This is a genomic window from Pseudomonas sp. TE21435, from assembly GCF_056279265.1.
Map to the genome: position 1 here is coordinate 368,863 of NZ_JBWBQZ010000001.1, position 17,362 is coordinate 386,224.

Sequence of the window (17,362 nt, forward strand, 5' to 3'; positions counted from 1 at the left end):
GCCTCAACGCCGCATGAGCGCAAAAAGCGCCGCGAGTTATGGTCGTTATTTGTGAAACACCACACTAGCAGGGGCGCTCAGGCTGGCCCTTGCTGATGCAGCTGCCCCAGGCGGCTGCGTGTACGCATCAGATCGGCGATGGCGCCGCCCAGGCTTTTTTCCAGGGCCTGCTTGCCGATCACCAGCACCTCCCGGTCCTGGTCGTACAGCACATCCACCAGGTTGACGAAGCGCTGCTGCGCCGCCAGCGAGCACTCGGCCAGATCATCCAGGCCGTCTATGATCCAGCGATCATAGCGCTCGGCCAGGGCCAGGTAATCGATCACTGCTGTCGGTTGTTCGCACAGATCGTCGAAGCTGAACATTACCTGGCGCCCCTCGCTGGCCAGGGCCCTCAGGGAACGTTTGTTGACCTCCAGCCCTACCGGCTGCGGCGCGGGCACCTGCAGAGCCCGGCGCTGCCCTGCATCTCCTGGCCAGACGTAGCGACCCCGGGTGAAGCGCTGGTGTTGGCGATTGGCTGGCAGGCTGCGAAAGTCGGTCTCTCCCCCTACCTCAAGCACTTGCATGCGGCTGTTGATCAGGCGGATCACCGGCAGGAAGCGCGCGTGATACAGCGGGTTGGGCAGCAACCCCTCAGGCGCGTAGTTGGACGTGACCAGCAGGGAAACGCCTCGTGCGAACAGGGCATCGAACAGCCGGGTGAGGAGCATGGCATCGCCGATGTCATGGACGTGGAACTCGTCGAAGCACAGCACTTGGCAGTGGCCAAGCAGCGCGTCGAGGGTCGCCCCCAGGGCATCGTCCTGCGCCCGGTGGTGATGCATGCCTTGGTGCAGGCGGGCGAAGAAATCGTGAAAATGCAGGCGGCGCTTGGCCGCCGTCGGCACGGCCTGGAAGAAGCCATCGAGCAGCCAGCTCTTGCCGCGTCCGACCGCGCCGTGCAGGTACAGGCTGCGCGTCGGACCCGCGTCGAGGCTGCCCAACAGCATGGCCATCGCCTCTATCACCTGAAGCTGCCCATCGCTCAGGGCATAGCCACGCTCGGTTGCCATTGTCTGGAAGTGGCCCAACAAGGTGGGAACCTTGGCCGGGGCACTGCGCAGGCGCTGGCCAATCTGGCGCAAGGACGGGGGAATCCAGGTGGGCAAGTGGCAGGCTCCTCGGGCCGAGTCTGGGGCAGGGCGCAGCTTGCGCGATGCCGGGCATTTTGACCAATCGAGAATGTGCCGGACAATGATCGTGAAATACGATACTTCAGGTCTTGTGCTCGAGCTGGCGCTCGATCATGTACTTCACCGCCAGGCGACGCTCCTTGAGATGGCGCAGGTCTTCGTCCACAAAGTTGCCTGCCGAGATCGACTCGGCGGCCAGCACCTGGTTGTCGATGTCCATGTACTCGTCCAGCAGGCGGTCGAGCTGCGGGTCCTGCTGGCGGCGCTGCTGGACGATCTCGCGTGGGTAGTGCAGGTCCTGATAGAGGTCATGGGAAACGGGCATGGCGTCCTCCTTGTAATGCGCCGATGGGCTCTATCTGATTGGAATGGAGGAATGCGATTGTGTTGAGGCGAGGCGGTGGAATTGCGACGAGCGGTTGTCGTAGGCGCCGCGAGAACCCTCTCGGGAGGTAGCTGCTATAACTAACTTGCTGTTTTCCTGCGTTTTTTTCAAAAAAAAGCTTCCCACTTCGAAAAAAGGTTGTTAAAGTGCCGGCCATTCCCGAGCAGCAACACACGGAGCTCTCAGGGAGTTGTCAGTGAGGCGGTGATCAGTCATTCGCCAGATCCGATACAGGGGCGTCGCCAAGCGGTAAGGCAGCAGGTTTTGATCCTGCCATGCGTTGGTTCGAATCCAGCCGCCCCTGCCATTTTAAAGTTGTATCCTCTTCCCAATCGCCTTTCGGCGATTTTTTCGTTTCTGCCTACCTGTTTTCCAGCGACTCGGCCAGCACCTGGGCGAGGATGTGTTCGTGCACCGGTTTCTGCACCACCTGGCACCCCTGCAGCTCCAGCCCTTGCAGCTGGGCATAGCCGGTGAGGAACACCACGGGCAGGCGCGGAAAGCGCTCGCGGGCCGCCAGGGCCAGTTGGGCACCATTGAACTCTGGCATGGCGAAGTCGGTAAGCAGCAGGTCTATGCGTTCATCGAGCAGGGCCATGGCCTGGGCACCATTGTGCGCCTGGTGTACCTCGTAGCCCTGGCGCTGCAGCAGGTCGCCAATCATTTCGCGCACCAGATGGTCGTCGTCCACCAGCAGGATGTGACGCTCGGCCCCTTGGGCGAAAGGCGGGCGCACATCGTCCTCGCCCGTAGTGAGTGAATCGGCACGGGCCTTTACCGCTGGCAGGTAGACACTGACCAGGGTGCCGCGGCCTGGCGTTGTATCGATGCGCACGCCACCGCCGATCTGTTTGGCGAAGCCGAACACCTGCGCCAGCCCCAGACCTGAGCCCTTGCCGATATCCTTGGTGGTGAAGAACGGTTCGAAGGCTTTGGCCAGTACTTCCTCGCTCATGCCGCAGCCGCTGTCGCGGATACTCAGCACCACGTACTCACCGGGTTCCGGGTCCTCCGGGCGTTGTGGACGGGTATTGATTCGGGTGTTGCGCGTGGCCAGGGTAAGTTGGCCGCCCTCGGGCATGGCGTCGCGGGCGTTGATCGCCAGGTTGAGAATGATCATTTCGGTCTGGGTCGGGTCGGTCAGGGCTTGCCATAGCCCAGCATCGAGCTCCAGGCGCACTGCGACGCTGCCACCCAAGGTGCGGCGCAGCAGTTCTTCCAGCCCTGCCAGCGTGCGGTTGAGGTTCAGCGGCACCGGCTCCAACCGTTGCTTGCGCGAAAACGCCAGCAACTGGGAGGTCAGCTTGGCCCCGCGCTCGCCCGCCTCGCGAATGTGCTGCAGGCGCTTGTGTGCCTTGTCCAGCAGGCCTTTGTCCAAGTCGTTCTGCAGGAAGCTGGCACCGGTGAGGATCACCGTCAGCAGGTTGTTGAAATCGTGCGCCACGCCGGCCGTGAGCTGGCCGACCGCTTCCAGGCGCTGCATCTGCTGCAGCGCGGCCTCGATGCGTTCGCGTTCGGCGATCTGTTCGCGCAGGCGCTCGTTGGCCTCGGCCAGGTCCAGCACCGCTTCGCGTTCGCTGGAGATGTCGCGGGCGACCACATGCAGCAGGTTGTCGTCCGGCACCACCACCCACGACAGCCAGCGCTGCTGGCCTTCGGCATGCAGGATGCGGCCGACGAAGCGGGCGCTGGTGCGTCCCTGAGAGAGCGCGGCCAGCTCGGTGAGGAAGGTTTCCTGGTCGGCTTCCGGTAGCAGCTGCAGCAGCGAAATCTGCGCCAATCGCTCACGGGGAAAGCCCAGCGCGGCTTCCCAGGCCGGGTTGAGGGCTACCGGGGTCAGGTCCTTGTTGAGTACCGCCAGCAGGTCCTGGGACAGTTCCCAGGCACGGTCGCGCTCGCGGGTGCGGCGCTCGACCCGCTCGCCGAGCATCTCGTTGAGCTGCTCCAGCGCCCGGGTGGCCTGGCGCTGCTGGTGGATGTCCTGCAGCACCCCGGAAAAGCGCACGCACAGGCCGTCGATGAGTTGGGTCTGGCCGGTGGAGAGCAGCCAGCGCGGCTCCAGTGCGCCGGGTTGAGCGATACGGAACTCGGCCCGGTAATGGCCATCGCTGTCAGGGCGCATGGCCTGCTCGACGGCGTTGCGCACACGGGATTGGTCGTCGGGGTGGATGCCGGCGTAGAAGACCTCGATCGTCATCCGAGTGTCGCTGGGCAGGCCGAACAGCATCTTGCAGCGGTCGTCCCAGACTAACTGCCCGTCCTGCGGGCGGTAGTCCCAAGTGCCCATGCCGGCGGCATCGATGGCGATGCGGGCGCGCGCCTCCGCCTCGGCCAGGGCCTCTTCAGCGCGGCGTCGGCGCTGGCGTTCCTGCACTTCGGTCAGCGCCCGGCGCACGGCCTTGGGCAGCAGCGGCAGGTTCTTCTTCAGGACGTAGTCGGTGGCGCCGAGGCGGATCATCTCCACCGCGTGTTCTTCGCCGTAGATGCCGGAGAGGAAGATGAACGGTATGTGAGGCGCCAGGCGTTGGGCGATGGCCAGCACGTCGGCGCCAGAGGAACTCGGCAGCACGCAATCGCACAGGATCAGGTCGTACGAAGCCTCGCCCAGGGCATGCTCGGCACCGACATGGTCGAACACCAGCCGTGATTGCACCTGAAACCCGCTGCGCTCAAGGCGCACCAGGATCAGCTCGGCATCCATGGCGCTGTCTTCGACCATCAGCAGTTTCAGTGGAGTAAGCTGCATCGTGTCCGCCTCAGTTGCTGCCGCGTCGGTTCAGGCGCAGCGAACCGGGTGGTGGTTCGTTGAGCACCGCCCAGAACATGCCCAGGTCGGAGATGGCGGTGACGAACTCCTTGAACTCCACAGGCTTGACCACATAGGCATTGACCCCGAGCTCATAGGCCCGGCTCAGGTCCGGCCCCTCGCGCGAGGACGTCAGCATGACGATGGGGATGCTGCGCAACTCGGCGGTTTCGCGCACTACCTTGAGGACTTCCAGGCCATCGACCTTGGGCAGCTTCAGGTCCAGCAGCATCACCGCCGGATTGCCGCCGTCGCGTCCGGCAAAGGCGTTGCGCCGCAGCAGGTAGTCCAGCGCATCGGCGCCGTCGCGCACGACGACCACCTCGTTGGCCAGCTGGCTGCGCTCAAGGGCGAGCAGGGTCAGTTCGAGGTCTCTGGGGTTGTCTTCGACCAGCAGGATAGGTTTGAGCATGATGTCCGGCCTCAGGCAGACTTTGGGTTTAGTGGCAGGGTGAAGTGGAAGCTGGCGCCCTGGTTGATGCGGCCCTCGGCCCACACCCGCCCATCGTGGCGCTCGATAATGCGGCGCACGCTGGCCAGGCCGATCCCGGTGCCTTCGAACTCTTCCATACGGTGCAGGCGCTGGAACACGCCGAACAGCTTGTCGACATAGGCCATGTCGAAGCCCACGCCATTGTCGCGCACATAGAACTCGAGTTCGTGCCGGTGACGCACCGCGCCGATCTCGATGCGCGCGGGGGCGCGGCCGCGGGTGTACTTGATGGCATTGGCGATCAGGTTGTGCAGGACCATGTTGATGAAGGCCGGGTCGGCGATTACCTTGGGCAGGTCGGCGATTTCCCAGACGATGTCACGCCCCGCGTAGTCCGGCGCCAGCTCCGAGCGGATGGTGTCGGCCAGGGTATTGAGGTCGACGTCGGACAGGCGCAGCGCCGAACGGCCCATCTGCGAGAAGTTGAGCAGGTTGTCCACCAGGGTACCGGCGAATTGCGCGGCATCCTCGATATGGCTGAGGAAGCGCTTGCCGCGTTCGGAGAGCTGCTCTCCCTCTATTTCGCCGAGCAGTTCACTGTAGCCGGCGATGTGCCGCAGCGGAGCACGCAGGTCGTGGGACACGCTGTAGGAAAACGCTTCGAGTTCCTTGTTCGAGCGCTTCAGCTCGCCGGCCAGCTGTGCCAGTTCCTCGGCCTTGCGCAAGACGATGCCGAGCACCGCGCCGCGCAACTCCATCACGCCTTCGATGATCAGCGGGTGCCAAGGCGCGCTGATGCCGCGCACTTCCTGCTGCCAGCGCTCGAAGCTGTGCCGTGGGTTGAGATTGCCCTGCGGACCGACAGACTTCTCCGGTCGGCCCGCCCAGTTCACCGTATGGGCCTGCTCGGGCCGGAACCATACAAGATAGTGCGAATGAATCTGCGAGATCGCGACTGCCAGCACCCCGGCGGCATGCCGGGCCAATTCAGGCAGTTCATCGATGTCACGCTGTACGTTGTCGGTGTGGAACACCGCCTGGCCGTCACGCCGCGCCAGCCAGTGCGCCAGGGCATTGACCAGCGACGCTGGCGGGGTGGCGCCGATCAGGTCGCAGCGCTCGGCGCTGATGATCGCCGCCCCCGAGGCTCCGGCGAACTGCAGCATCACCTCGGGCTGGGCGAGCAGGCCATCGCTGACACTGTCATGGTCGGCCATCGAGCCGAGCATGCGCACGATGCGCTGGCGCAAGTCGAGCAGCTGGCGTGTGCTGTCGTGGGACTCGATGGCCTCGATCTGCAACGACAGCACATTGGCCAGCAGTTCGCAGGCGGTGCGGGTCTGGAAATCCACCGGCCTAGGCTGGTCATGGTGGCAGGACACCAGGCCCCATAGCTGGTCATCGACCACGATGGACAACGACATCGACGCCAGTGTGCCCATGTTGCGCATGTACTGCAGGTGCACCGGCGACACACTGCGCAGTGAGGCGAAGCTCATGTCCAGGGGCTTGCCGGTACGCGGATTGCTGGCCGGCACCAGGGGCGAGGGTTGGTAGTTGGCGTCTTCGATCACCCGGATGCGGTTGATCCGGTACAGCTCGCGGGCCTGGCGCGGGATGTCCGAAGCGGGGAAGCACAGCCCCAGGTAGCTCGGGTAGCCGGGGTCGGCATCCTCGGCCAGGACCGTGCCGGTGCCCTCGCTGTCGAAGCGGTAGGCCTTGACCCGGCCGAAGCCGGTGATGCGTTTGATCTGGCGTACTGATTGCAGCAGCAACTCGTCGATGCTGCTGACCTGGTGCAGGGTGCTGACGAAGGCGCGGACCAGCGGGTAGTAGTTGTCCTTTTCGCCACCCTGCGCAGCACTGCGGTGGGGTTCGAGTTCGAGGATCAGCACCTGGTCGTGACGGTGTGCCAGGACCCGCAGCGGCGCTTGCCAGGGCGCACCATGGTGCAGGTGTGTATCGCCGATGTGAAACGGGAAGATTTCGTCGTCGGGCAGGTTGGCCAGGCGGGTGCGCAGGTCGAAGCTGGTGCTGACCAGCTCGGCGAAGGCTTGGCCCGCCAGCGCGCGGGCAGGTACGCCCAGCCAACGCTCGGTATTCTCGCTGGCCTGGAGAATACGCAGGTCGGTCTCGTCCAGCACCAACAGGAAACCCTGTGGCTGAATGCTGCCCGGAACCTGGATCGGTTCCTGGGCACAGCGCTCGATGGCCTGCTCGAGCGAGGTCGGTTCGGTCGTCACGGGACTCTCCTGTAGGGTCCGTCCATGCATGGCGCATGCGTGTTGCACAGGATGTTGTTGGTGAACGGTATCAGAATGCCGGCCGCTTTGCCGGGATCTGGTTGTTTTGAAAGGCGCCAGGCGCTGGGGTTTCGTTACCAGGCGAGAAAATTCAATCGTGTCACGTTTGTCAGGCCCGCAATGGACTGCACAGCCCCAGCCCCGCCATTTTCATTAATGCCAAAGAGGGGTAGGGCTTGCCCGGCCCGGATCCAATCGCGCTGCTACGCTCAAGTTCAACCTATACAGGAAGGATTGTCAGGTGACGGAGCGCTTTGTGGCCATGCTGTTGGGCCTGTGGTTGAGTGGCAACGCCATGGCAGCGGATTTTCTCGTTGAAGTGCAGGTGCGCGTGCAGCGCGGGTGCATGCTGGTCAACCAGCAGCGCGATGCCGGCCCGCAGGCGCTGGGGCGCATCGACCTGGGCAGCGCGGCGCGCCTGGATGGCCCTGGTGCGCCGTTGAGTGGCGTGCTGCTGGCCCAGCGCCCGCCGCGGTTGGAGTGCAACCCCGATACCCCATATCAGGTACGTGTCGATGGCGGCCAGCACGGCGGCATCGGCGAACTGCGCTACCTGGCGAGCCGCGATGTCCAGGCCCGGCCGATTCCCTATCGTCTCTACCGCGACGCCGCCTGGCGCCAGCCGTTGGCGGTGGACGCTGCGCAATCGGCGCGGGTGCCGGACAGCGGTTCGGCGCAGCTTCCCCTCTACGCACGGATCGACAAGCTGGCCTGGGTACCCCGCGCCGGCCTGTATACCGACCTGCTCAAAGTCACGGTCACCTGGTAGGGAGGCTTCATGCTCATGGAAGTGTTGCACCGTGGATCGATCCTGCTGCTGACCCTCGGCCCGCTGCTGTTGCCCACTGGCGCGGCCCACGGCACCACCACCGGCTTCATCCAGGCGCGCCTGGTGATCAGCGCCGCCTGTCAGATCAGCAGCGACCCGCAACCGGCCACCCTGGGCAACCCGGGGTTGATGGACTTCGGTGCGCGGGGGCCGACCTGGGACCAGCCTTTGACCAGCCGGGTCGACGAGGCCGGCGGCGAGGGCAGCCTGCAGATCAGCTGTTCGCCCCAGGTGCGCGCTTTCAGCGTGCGCATCAACGGTGGCCAGAACGGCAGCGACGGCGTGCGCCGCCTGAGCAATGGCCGCGAGCTCATTCCCTACCAACTGGCCATCGACCCGGGCGGCAACAGCCGCTACGGCATCGGCCAGGCTCGTACCTTCACCATCAGCAGTACCCAGCAAGTGCCCGTGCCCATCTACGGCGTAGTGGTCGCGCAACCGCGCGCGCTGCCCGCCGGGCTGTATCGCGACACCCTCAGGGTGACCCTGGACTGGTAACACGCAAGGAGATTCCGATGCCCAAGCACCTCACCCGCTGCATGCTCGCCGGCCTTGGCCTCGCCCTGGCGGCCCAGGCCCAGGCCGCCACCGTGACCGGCACCATCAGCTCGACCCTGACCCTGACCGCCGCCTGCCAGGTCAATGGCAGCGGCGGCACCTCCGGGCTGAACTTCGGCAGCCTCAACTTTGGCACCCAGGATTCGCTGTTCACCACCGCCAATGGCCAGGTGCTCGGCGGCGGAGGCGGGGCCATGAGTATTCTCTGCTCGGCAGGCACGGTGCCGACGATCAAGGTGCGTGCCGGCGCCCATGACTCGCAGTCCGCCGGGGGGACCCGGGCCTTGGCCGATGGCGCGGGCAATTTCGTGCCCTACGACTTCTACACCGACGCCGGACACACCCAACTGCTGGCGATCGACGGCACCATTACCCTGCCGACCAGTACCGGCGTGGCGCAGACCGTCAACCTGTATGGCCAGGCCCGGGGTAAAGCCGGCCTGCCGGCCGGGGTGTACACCGACACGGTGGCGGTCGAGCTGAGTTTCTGAGCCATGCCAGGCACTGCGCGGCTGGTCGCGGTCGGCGTGTGCCTGACGTTGACCCCGGGTGCCCACGCGGTCACCACCAGCACCTTCCAGGTGACGGCGCAGATCGTCGCGGGCTGTCTGGTTGTGGGCGGCGTGACGGCCTATGGCGTGCTCGATTACGGCACCAGCTCGGCACTGTCCACGGCCACCCTGAGCACCTCGCTCGGCGGCAGCACGGTGACGTTCCAGTGCACCCCCGGCGTGGTCCTGAGCATGAGCCTGGACGGTGGCCAGAACAGCGCCAGCGGCACGCGCAACCTCAAGCGTTCGGGCGGTACGCAATTGCTGGCCTATCAGCTTTACCGCGACGCCGGTTTCAGCCAGAGCCTGGGCATCGGCAGCAGCGTGGCGGTGAGCTACAGCGACCCGACCGCGATCAAGCTGCCGGTCTATGGCCGTACCACCCTGACCGGCACCTTGCCGGCGGGGACCTACACCGATGTCGTGCAAGTGACGGTGACCTGGTGAAAGGCCACCGCGGATAACAGAAAAGGAGAGGGGCATGGGGGCAGGCGCGAAATGGGCGCGAGGAATCATCGGGGTGCTGCTGTTGGCCAGCGCACCGGCCTTCGCGGCCACCTCGGTGCTGATCTGGCCGATCGACCCAGTGCTGGAGGCCGACCAGAAGGCCGGCGCGCTGTGGCTGGAAAACCGTGGCTCGGCGCCGACCAGCCTGCAGGTGCGGGTGTTCGCCTGGCGCCAGGGCGAGTACCAGGAGCAGTTCCAGGCCCAGCGCGAGATCATCGGCAGCCCGCCGGTGGCCAACATTGCGCCGGGGCAGAAACAACTGATCCGCCTGACCCGCACCGGCGGTTCGCCCGCAGGTCAGGAGCAGGCGTACCGCATCATCATCGATGAGATCCCGTCGCCGCTGCCGACCGATGCCGCCAGTGAAGGGCCGAAGGCAGCGATCCGTTTGCAGATGCGCTACTCGGTGCCGCTGTTCGTCTACGGCGAGGGGCTGTGGGGCAAACCCGACCCAGCGGGCAAGCGCAGCGTCGAAGGCGTGGGCAAGCCGCAGTTGAGCTGGCGCGCGGTGACAGTGCAGGGCAAACCCTATGTCGAGCTGCGCAACACGGGGCCTGTGCATGCGCGGCTGACCGACGTGGTGCTGCAGCAAGCCGGTCAGGACAGGCCATTGGTCGAAGGGCTGCTCGGTTATGTGTTGCCCGGCGCCAGCATGCGCTGGCCGGCACCGGCCACGCCGGGCGCCGCCAGCGTGCTGAAAGGGCGAGTCAACGGCCAGGAGGTGGCACAGGCCATCAAACAGGGGCAATGAGCCGCGCTTGAACGGATCACAGGGGCCAGGGAGGACCCGGCAATGGTTGGAAATCGTGTGTGAGCTGGGTGCGGGTGGCAACGCACCGGTTGTGGCTGGGCCTGGCGGTGCTGGGGCCCGGCCTGGCCGTGGCCGACGAGCTGCCGCCGCCGCCCTCGGAGCATGCCGCCATCGCCGACGCCACGCTGTACCTCGACCTGCTGGTGAACCAGGTGGCCAAGGCTGAGCTGGTGCCGGTGCAGCAGCGCGCCGGGCGCCTGTACCTGGCCAGCGAGGTGCTGCGCGAGGCGGGCGTCAGGCTGCCGGGAGAGCCTCAGGGCGAGGTGGCCCTGGACGACATCTCCGGCCTGCACAGCGACTACGACAGCCAGAACCAGCGCCTGCTGCTGCAGGTGCCGCCGGCCTGGCTACCCGACCAGCAGGTCGGTGAGCGCAACCTGTACCCGGCCAGCGACGCGCGCAGCAGCTTCGGCGCCTTGCTCAACTACGACGCCTACCTCAACGACACCGATGAGGGCGGCAGCTACCTGGCCGCCTGGAACGAGCTGCGCCTGTTCGACGACTGGGGCACCTTTTCCACCACCGGGCAATGGCGCCAGTCGTTCAATGGTGCCCAGGCCCAGGGCCGCCAGGGCTTCCTGCGCTACGACACCACCTTCCGCTACACCGACGAGCAGCGCCTGCTCACTTATGAGGCCGGCGACCTGGTGACCGGCGCGCTGCCCTGGACCACCTCGGTGCGCGTGGGCGGGCTGCAACTGTCCCGCGACTTCGGCGCCCGTCCCGACCTGGTCACCTACCCGCTGCCGGCCTTTGCCGGCGAAGCCGCTGTGCCGACCTCGCTGGACCTGTTCATCAACGGCTACAAGAGCAGCAGTACCGAATTGCAGCCTGGCCCCTACACCCTGACCAACGTGCCGTTCATCAACGGCGCCGGCGAAGCGGTGGTGGTCACCACCGATGCCCTGGGCCGGCAGGTGTCGACCACCTTGCCGTTCTATGTCACCAGCAGCCTGCTGGCCAAGGGCCTGTCAGACTTCTCGGTGGCCGCCGGCAGCCTGCGCCGCGACTACGCCGTGCGCGATTTCGCCTATGGTCCGGGTGTGGCCTCGGCGACCCTGCGCCACGGTGTATCCGACTACTTCACCGTGGAAACCCATGCTGAGAGCGCCGAGTCGCTGATGCTCGGCGGCCTGGGCGGCAACCTGCGCCTGGGCACCTTCGGCGTGCTCAATGCGGCAGTGACCCAGAGCCGCTTTGAAGGCGATACAGGCCAGCAGCTGGCGCTGGGCTACCAGTACAACAGCCGGCGGATAGGCTTCAACTACCAGCGCGTGCAGCGCCATGGCGACTACGCCGACCTGTCGCGGGTCGACAGCCCCTACACGCGCCTGAGCCAGCGCAGCGAGCAGGCGACCCTGAGCCTCAACCTGGACAGCTACGGCAGCCTCGGCGCCGGTTACTTCGATGTGCGCGCCGGTGACGGCACGCGCACGCGGCTGATCAACCTCAGCTGGAGCAAGCCGCTGTGGCGCAACAGCAGCCTGTACCTGTCGGCCAACCGCGAGGTTGGTGACAGCCAGTGGGCGGTGCAGGCGCAACTGGTGATCCCCTTCGACCTGCGCGGCACCCTGGCCTTCAGCGCCGAGCGCAGCAAGGACGGTCAGGACCTGCAGCGGGTCAACTACAGCCAGGCGGTACCGGTGGGCGGTGGTGTGGGCTATAACCTGGGCTACGCCACCGGCGGCAACCGCGACGACTACCGCCAGGCCGACCTGACCTGGCGCCTGCAATCGGTGCAGTTGCAGGTGGGCGCCTACGGCAGCAGCGGCGAGATGACCCGCTGGGCCGACGCCAGCGGTTCGCTGGTGCTGATGGATGCGGGGCTGTTCGCCGCCAACCGCATCGACGACGCCTTTGTGGTGGTCAGTACCAGCGGCTACGCCGACGTGCCGGTGCGCTACGAGAACCAGCAGATCGGCCGCACCGATCGCAACGGCCATTTGTTGGTGCCCTACAGCAGCGGCTATTACCGCGGCAAATACGAGATCGACCCCATGGACCTGCCCGCCGATGTGCTGGCGCCGCAGGTGGAGCAGCGCGTGGCCGTGCGCCGTGGCAGCGGTTACCTGTTGGAGTTCCCGCTCAAGCGTGTCCTGGCGGCAAGCCTGGTGCTGGTCGACGGCAATCAGCGGGAGCTCAAGCTGGGCAGCCGGGTACGCCACCGGGAAAGCGGCGGCGAGGCGGTGGTGGGCTGGGACGGGCTGGTCTACCTGGAGAACCTGGCGCCGCACAACCGCCTGCAGGTGGACAAGGCCGATGGCGGGCAGTGCCAGGTGGCGTTCGACCTGCCTGAAGGGGAGGGGCCGATCCCGTTGATCGGTCCGCTGGTGTGCCAGTGAATGTTCGACGGCACGGCCTGCTGTTTGGCCTGTTGCTGGCGCCATGCCCGGCCTGGGCACTGTGTTCGTCGGTGGCCACCACGCCAGCGGCGTTCGGCACTGTCAACTCGACGCTGGTACGTACCACCGTGCAGACTGCCTCGACCACCAATTCCGGCTTGCAGTGCACCGGCTCGCTGCTCAGCCTGCTGTCCAGCAATGACCACTTCTACGCAACCATCACGCCCGCCTCCGGTGGCCTGGTCGGCCCGACCGGCGATGTCATCAACTACACCCTGTATGCCGACAACAGTGTCAACTACCCGATCACCCGGGGCGTTGCCTTCGACGTTGCCCGCAATGGCATCATCGACTTGCTGGGCCTGCTCAATGGTCCGACGCCCAAGGCGGTACCGATTTATCTGCGTACACAGATCGGCAGCAATGTCGCCGCGGGCCTGTACCAGGAGACGCTGACCGTTGCCTGGAGCTGGAACTACTGCTCGGGCATTGGCATCGGCAATATCTGCCTGGGGCGCGATATCGGCAGTGGCAGCAAGACCCTGAACGTCAGCCTGACGGTAAGCAACGACTGCCAGATCACCACGCCCAACATCAGCTTCGCCAGCGCACCGGTGGTGGCCGGGTTCGGCACGGTGAACCAGAGCCTGAGCGTGTCGTGCACCAAGGGCAGCAACTACACGGTCGGGTTGGACGACGGGCAGAACGTCTCGGGCGGACGGCGGCGGATGAAATCCAGTGCCAACAACTACCTGGCCTACGATATCTTCAAGAGCGCAGGCGTGGTGCGCTGGGGCTCGGTGGGCGCGGCGCGGCGTTCGAGCAGCGATGCCGAGGTGAACCCCGGGGCGGGGACCGGCACGGGCAGCCAGGTGTTCAACTACAACGCCAAGGTGTACACCGACCAGGCCACGCCGCCGGCGGCGACCTATACCGACAGCGTGATTCTGGATGTGCAGTTTTGAGTGACGGCGTTGCTCAGCGCAGGTCGCCAACCATCTTCAGCAACGTCTCAAGCACCGCCCCGGCCAGCGCCTTGGAGCGCTCACCCGACCAGCCGGTGCGCGGGTTCGGCGCATCGTCGTGGTCCTTGAACGGCATCTCCAGGGTCAGCGACAGACAGTCATGGGTCTGCCCCACGGCATTGCATGCCAGGGTCATGTTGGCCTGGCCTGGTTCGTCGCGGGTATAGCCATACTTCACCTGGAAGTCTGGGGTCAGGCTGCACAGGGTACTGCGGAACTGCTCTTCCAGCTTGGCGATGCGTGGCGTATAGCCGGGGTTGCCCTCGCAGGCCGCGGTGAACACATGGGGGATCTCCTCGTCGCCATGGGCATCGATGAACGCGTCCACGCCATGCAGCTTCATCTGGCTCTGGGCGAAGAACACCTCGGGGCTCAACTCGACGCTGGCGTCCTGCCAGGCGCGGTTGAGGTCCTTGCCCTTGAAGTTGGTGCGCAGGTGGCCGAGGAAGGCGCCATCCGGGTTCATGTTGGGGATCAGGTACAGGTCGGCCTTGGCCAGCAGTTGCTGGATGACCGAGGCGTTGGCTTCGAGGGCGTCGATCACACCTTCCATGAACCACTCGGCCATGTGCTCGCCCGGGTGCTGCTGGGCGATGAGCCACAGCTTGCGCTTGCCGGCCGCGCCGTTGCCTGCGCGTAGCAGCGGGATATCCCGACCTTGCACGCTGCGCCCGCTGGCCAGCAGCTTGACGCCGCGGATCTGCTTGGCGCGCTCGATCAGCTGGTTGTGGCGGGCGCGGGGGTAGGGCTCGAAGTAGGCGAACCAGGCTTGTGGCTGTTCGGCCTTGAAGTCGAAGCTCAGGGCCTTGCCGTCGAACTGGCTGGGCACACGGAACCAGGTCTGCTGGTCGTAGGAGGCCACGGCGTGGTAGCCGGTCCAGGCGTGCTTGTAGGAGGACTGGTGGGCGTTGTCCAGGCTGAAGCGATGGACCTGGCTCGGAGTCAGGCCGCTGGCCTTGAAATGGAACCACTGGAAGTGGTCGCTGTGGCTGTCCTTGCGGATGTTCAGGTGGACGTGCGCAGGGTTGCTGGCGTCCAGGACCAGGATGTTGCCGGAGTCGAAATCGCAGTCGATGTGCAGCGGGGAGAGCGTCACGGTCATTGCCAGCCTCCTGTTGGCGTTGTTGTGACCGTACTCTACACCGCCTGGTGGCGCGGGTGCGCAGGTTAATTGACGCAGTCGTGGATAAGTCCGCGCCTGCGAATCAGGCCAGCAGCCCCAGTGCCACAAGCGCAGCAACACCAAGCCCGACGGCAATCGAACAGCCACCTAGCGAAAGCGCCGCGCGTCCTTGCCGGTACCAGCCGTCATGGCCCAATTGCCGCGCCGGGGCGAGCAGGCTGCGCCAGCGCAGTTCGGTTTCGTGGAAGGCGCGCAGGTGGTCGGGGTTGGCATCCAGCCAGCGGCGGAAGTCGATGCGTTCGCTGGCGGTCACCTGCGGGCTCTGCAGGCGCACGTACCACTGGCCGGCAATGCTGGCCAGCGCGTCGCCGGGCGCGCGGGCGGTCTGCAGGGCCTGGTTCATGTGGCGCTCGATGCTGATCAGTGGCAGGTCCAGGCGCTCGGCGATGGCGGCGAAGCTCTGCTGGTCGAGGCGGTTGAGCAGGAAGACTTGCTGGACCCGGCGCGGCAAGCGCTTGAGTGCATGCAGCAGCGCGTCTTCAGCGTGCAGTTCGGCAGGGCGCGGGTCGTGCTCGAGGGGCAGCAGCAGGCGGGTCATGGACAGCTCCTTGCTCATAAGGAAAGGGGTGGGGGCATCTTCCTTGATGCCGAACCAGCTTAGGCTAAACGAGATTGATTCTCAAGTGCTGATTCCGCAAAGATTTGTAATGAGCATTCACGTGCTGACACACTTTTGCTATCATCGCGGCCATTAAACGATCTTCATTAGCCTGAAGAGCCAAAAAAAATGACCCGGCAAAAAGCCGGGTCAAAAACCGTGATTAGCCTGATGAGGAGATAATCTGAGCGTCCGACCTGAGGACGTTGCAGGTTATCCAGCGGGTCTCGCGACCTGCTGAGTGCAATAATAATCGTTATCATTTGCCAGTCAAATGATTTTTCAGCGATCGGCTAAAAAAATATTCCTGACGCACTCCTCGTCCCCGGCAATCGGGGCTTTTGCCGTTCGTCGGCTATCACGTTCTCCCTTCAGCTCGATGCCTTTTCCGTGGCGTGGCACTGCTCCAGCAGGGCGCGGGCCATATTGATCATGTGCATCAGCCCAAACACCACTTCCCGCGTCGTGCCCTGCAGATGGTTGCCGGTTTCCTGTGCCGTGGTGTGAGGAGGCGGTGGATTTGGCACTGTGAAGCGCTGTCTTTGGCATCCCCAGTAAACATGCGGGCTAGAGACGATTTTGAATGCCAAATAGCCTGCAAAAATGCGTAAGAATGAAGAAAATCCCCATTTTCCTTAGCGCAGCCTTTGGCACCGAAAAATAGCGCAAAATATTGATTTTTCTATGATTTATCAGAGTGCCAAATATCGCGTTGGTGCCAAATCCGGCGCCTGCTCACAGTTCTCCCCCTCAGATCGATGCCTTTTCCGTGGCGTGGCACTGCTCCAGCAGGGCGCGGGCCATGTTGATCATGTGCATCAGCGCAAACACCACTTCCCGTGTCGTGCCCTGCAGATGGTTGCCGGTTTCCTGTGCCGTGGCCGATGCGCAGCGCAGCAGTGCCATGGCGTGCTCGCTGGCCTGGGCGTCGCTGACGCCTTCGCGCAGGGTCCACAGTGAACGCTCCAGGTCGCGGGGCGTGGGGGTGGGGTTGAGGTAGAAATCGAGGGCGCGGCGGGCTGCTTCTTCGTCGAGATCTGTTTCTTCTTTTGTCGAATTGCTCATGACTGCTCCTGTGAAATCCCTTCGAGGACAATGAGCGTTGATGTTAGGTCAATTTGTATTATTTTTGAGTTCTGAGATAATTCAGAATGTGTATTGATGCCGTTCATCCAGTCCGTATCGTTCACTGCCATGGAAAACTGGATCGAATTTCTGTCGCGCTATCAGCGCGAGCACAACCTCAAGCAGCACCAACTGGCCGAACGCCTGGGCATGACCCAAGGCGGTGTCGGCCATTGGCTGCGTGGCACGCGCAGGCCCACCCTGGTGACAGTCAACGAGAAGCTGGAAAAGCTCGGGCTGGTGTACCTCGAAGCGCGGGTGATGGTGGTCGAGCGTGACGTTACGGTTCGCGAGACCAGGGGGGCCTACGCCGTGGAGCGGCCGCTTTCGGTCAATGCCTTGCGCCATGCCAGTTTCCGCTTTCCAGTGCTGAGCTGGACCGACCTGGACGGGCCTTTGCCGCAATCCTGTGAAGTTCATGAGCTGACCGATTACATGCCTGCGGGCAATGCGTTCTGGTTGCCGGTCGAGAACGATTCGATGAATGCCGCCAGCGGTAGGAGCGTGCCGCTGGGCATGCGGGTGCTGGTGGATGCGGGGATCGAGGTGACGCCGGGCAGGCTGGTGGTGGCTCGGCAGCCCGGTAAGTCGGCGGTGCTGCGTGAGTTGATCGAGGAGGGCGGGCAGCGGATGCTCAGGCCGCTCAATACCTTGTATCCGACGGTGCTGTGCGAGGAGGGGTGCGAGTTCCTTGGCGTTGTGGTGCGGATGCACGGGGTGCTCTAGGTTCG

The 17,362-nt window shown here is 64.8% G+C and carries 16 protein-coding genes, 1 tRNA gene and 1 pseudogene; 9 read left to right on the plus strand and 9 right to left on the minus strand.

What is annotated here, in order from left to right; translation table 11 throughout:
• Nucleotides 1-77: 77 nt before the first annotated feature.
• Together zapE and ACZ9C1_RS01690 are read right to left on the minus strand one after the other, a co-directional pair.
• A complete protein-coding gene (gene zapE / locus ACZ9C1_RS01685) occupies nucleotides 78-1,151 on the minus strand; it encodes a cell division protein ZapE (RefSeq protein WP_258700995.1) in 1,074 nt (357 codons plus the stop codon).
• Nucleotides 1,152-1,257: 106 nt separating this feature from the next.
• Entirely contained in the window at nucleotides 1,258-1,500 is a 243-nt protein-coding gene (locus ACZ9C1_RS01690; protein ID WP_102684527.1) for a hypothetical protein, read from the minus strand.
• A 292-nt stretch (nucleotides 1,501-1,792) separates the two neighbouring features.
• Here ACZ9C1_RS01690 and ACZ9C1_RS01695 point away from each other — a divergent pair.
• A tRNA-Gln gene (locus tag ACZ9C1_RS01695) sits at nucleotides 1,793-1,867 on the plus strand.
• Nucleotides 1,868-1,921: 54 nt separating this feature from the next.
• Here ACZ9C1_RS01695 and ACZ9C1_RS01700 read toward each other — a convergent pair.
• The 3 genes from ACZ9C1_RS01700 to ACZ9C1_RS01710 are packed head-to-tail and all read right to left on the minus strand — an operon-like array spanning nucleotide 1,922 to nucleotide 7,042.
• Nucleotides 1,922-4,306, minus strand: coding sequence for a response regulator (locus ACZ9C1_RS01700; RefSeq protein ID WP_139672168.1), 2,385 nt, complete (start codon nucleotides 4,304-4,306; stop codon nucleotides 1,922-1,924).
• A gap of 10 nt (nucleotides 4,307-4,316) precedes the next feature.
• The gene (locus ACZ9C1_RS01705) at nucleotides 4,317-4,778 is read right to left on the minus strand and encodes a response regulator (RefSeq protein ID WP_102684529.1); all 462 of its coding nucleotides are present in this window, start codon (nucleotides 4,776-4,778) and stop codon (nucleotides 4,317-4,319) included.
• 11 nt (nucleotides 4,779-4,789) lie between these two features.
• Complete coding sequence (locus ACZ9C1_RS01710) at nucleotides 4,790-7,042, minus strand: ATP-binding protein (RefSeq protein ID WP_476253461.1); 2,253 nt, start codon at nucleotides 7,040-7,042, stop codon at nucleotides 4,790-4,792.
• 301 nt (nucleotides 7,043-7,343) lie between these two features.
• On the opposite strand from ACZ9C1_RS01710, the gene ACZ9C1_RS01715 reads away from it, so the two are divergent.
• From ACZ9C1_RS01715 to ACZ9C1_RS01745, 7 genes are all read left to right on the plus strand, one after another.
• A complete protein-coding gene (locus ACZ9C1_RS01715; protein ID WP_476253462.1) occupies nucleotides 7,344-7,871 on the plus strand; it encodes a Csu type fimbrial protein in 528 nt (175 codons plus the stop codon).
• A 24-nt stretch (nucleotides 7,872-7,895) separates the two neighbouring features.
• Nucleotides 7,896-8,429 (plus strand): Csu type fimbrial protein, encoded by a 534-nt coding sequence (locus ACZ9C1_RS01720; RefSeq protein ID WP_102684541.1) that lies wholly within the window; start codon nucleotides 7,896-7,898, stop codon nucleotides 8,427-8,429.
• A gap of 17 nt (nucleotides 8,430-8,446) precedes the next feature.
• Nucleotides 8,447-8,980 carry a Csu type fimbrial protein gene (locus ACZ9C1_RS01725; protein ID WP_111532996.1) on the plus strand — a complete coding sequence of 178 codons (534 nt, stop codon included), beginning with the start codon at nucleotides 8,447-8,449 and terminating at the stop codon, nucleotides 8,978-8,980.
• Between the two features lie 3 nt (nucleotides 8,981-8,983).
• Complete coding sequence (locus tag ACZ9C1_RS01730) at nucleotides 8,984-9,487, plus strand: Csu type fimbrial protein (RefSeq protein WP_457377902.1); 504 nt, start codon at nucleotides 8,984-8,986, stop codon at nucleotides 9,485-9,487.
• A 34-nt stretch (nucleotides 9,488-9,521) separates the two neighbouring features.
• On the plus strand, nucleotides 9,522-10,298 hold the full coding sequence (locus ACZ9C1_RS01735) for a fimbrial biogenesis chaperone (protein WP_277503362.1): 777 nt from the start codon (nucleotides 9,522-9,524) through the stop codon (nucleotides 10,296-10,298).
• Nucleotides 10,299-10,366: 68 nt separating this feature from the next.
• Nucleotides 10,367-12,700, plus strand: a complete 2,334-nt coding sequence (locus tag ACZ9C1_RS01740; RefSeq protein ID WP_277505583.1) for a fimbria/pilus outer membrane usher protein — start codon at nucleotides 10,367-10,369, stop codon at nucleotides 12,698-12,700.
• Nucleotides 12,697-13,665: a Csu type fimbrial protein gene (locus tag ACZ9C1_RS01745; protein ID WP_277503363.1), complete on the plus strand. Its 969-nt coding sequence runs from the start codon at nucleotides 12,697-12,699 to the stop codon at nucleotides 13,663-13,665. The genes ACZ9C1_RS01740 and ACZ9C1_RS01745 overlap by 4 nt, the downstream gene beginning before the upstream one ends.
• A gap of 13 nt (nucleotides 13,666-13,678) precedes the next feature.
• On the opposite strand, the gene ACZ9C1_RS01750 is transcribed toward ACZ9C1_RS01745, so the two are convergent.
• From ACZ9C1_RS01750 to ACZ9C1_RS01765, 4 genes and pseudogenes are all read right to left on the minus strand, one after another.
• The gene (locus ACZ9C1_RS01750; RefSeq protein WP_277503364.1) at nucleotides 13,679-14,827 is read right to left on the minus strand and encodes a M14 family metallopeptidase; all 1,149 of its coding nucleotides are present in this window, start codon (nucleotides 14,825-14,827) and stop codon (nucleotides 13,679-13,681) included.
• 103 nt (nucleotides 14,828-14,930) lie between these two features.
• Entirely contained in the window at nucleotides 14,931-15,446 is a 516-nt protein-coding gene (locus ACZ9C1_RS01755; RefSeq protein WP_457377901.1) for a DUF4880 domain-containing protein, read from the minus strand.
• 431 nt (nucleotides 15,447-15,877) lie between these two features.
• A pseudogene (locus ACZ9C1_RS01760) lies at nucleotides 15,878-16,006 on the minus strand (DUF6124 family protein); the annotation flags it as partial.
• 250 nt (nucleotides 16,007-16,256) lie between these two features.
• On the minus strand, nucleotides 16,257-16,571 hold the full coding sequence (locus ACZ9C1_RS01765; protein WP_110698643.1) for a DUF6124 family protein: 315 nt from the start codon (nucleotides 16,569-16,571) through the stop codon (nucleotides 16,257-16,259).
• 129 nt (nucleotides 16,572-16,700) lie between these two features.
• Here ACZ9C1_RS01765 and ACZ9C1_RS01770 point away from each other — a divergent pair, with 129 nt between their 5' ends.
• The gene (locus ACZ9C1_RS01770) at nucleotides 16,701-17,357 is read left to right on the plus strand and encodes a LexA family protein (protein ID WP_102684462.1); all 657 of its coding nucleotides are present in this window, start codon (nucleotides 16,701-16,703) and stop codon (nucleotides 17,355-17,357) included.
• Nucleotides 17,358-17,362 lie beyond the last annotated feature (5 nt).

Excerpts from the sequence above, each read along its gene's own strand:
- ACZ9C1_RS01690 (WP_102684527.1), bottom strand. The coding sequence starts at position 1,500 with ATGCCCGTTTCCCATGACCTCTATCAGGACCTGCACTACCCACGCGAG.
- ACZ9C1_RS01700 (WP_139672168.1), bottom strand. The coding sequence starts at position 4,306 with ATGCAGCTTACTCCACTGAAACTGCTGATGGTCGAAGACAGCGCCATG.
- ACZ9C1_RS01705 (WP_102684529.1), bottom strand. The coding sequence starts at position 4,778 with ATGCTCAAACCTATCCTGCTGGTCGAAGACAACCCCAGAGACCTCGAA.
- ACZ9C1_RS01725 (WP_111532996.1), top strand. The coding sequence starts at position 8,447 with ATGCCCAAGCACCTCACCCGCTGCATGCTCGCCGGCCTTGGCCTCGCC.
- ACZ9C1_RS01730 (WP_457377902.1), top strand. The coding sequence starts at position 8,984 with ATGCCAGGCACTGCGCGGCTGGTCGCGGTCGGCGTGTGCCTGACGTTG.
- ACZ9C1_RS01735 (WP_277503362.1), top strand. The coding sequence starts at position 9,522 with ATGGGGGCAGGCGCGAAATGGGCGCGAGGAATCATCGGGGTGCTGCTG.
- ACZ9C1_RS01750 (WP_277503364.1), bottom strand. The coding sequence starts at position 14,827 with ATGACCGTGACGCTCTCCCCGCTGCACATCGACTGCGATTTCGACTCC.
- ACZ9C1_RS01755 (WP_457377901.1), bottom strand. The coding sequence starts at position 15,446 with ATGACCCGCCTGCTGCTGCCCCTCGAGCACGACCCGCGCCCTGCCGAA.
- ACZ9C1_RS01765 (WP_110698643.1), bottom strand. The coding sequence starts at position 16,571 with ATGAGCAATTCGACAAAAGAAGAAACAGATCTCGACGAAGAAGCAGCC.
- ACZ9C1_RS01770 (WP_102684462.1), top strand. The coding sequence starts at position 16,701 with ATGGAAAACTGGATCGAATTTCTGTCGCGCTATCAGCGCGAGCACAAC.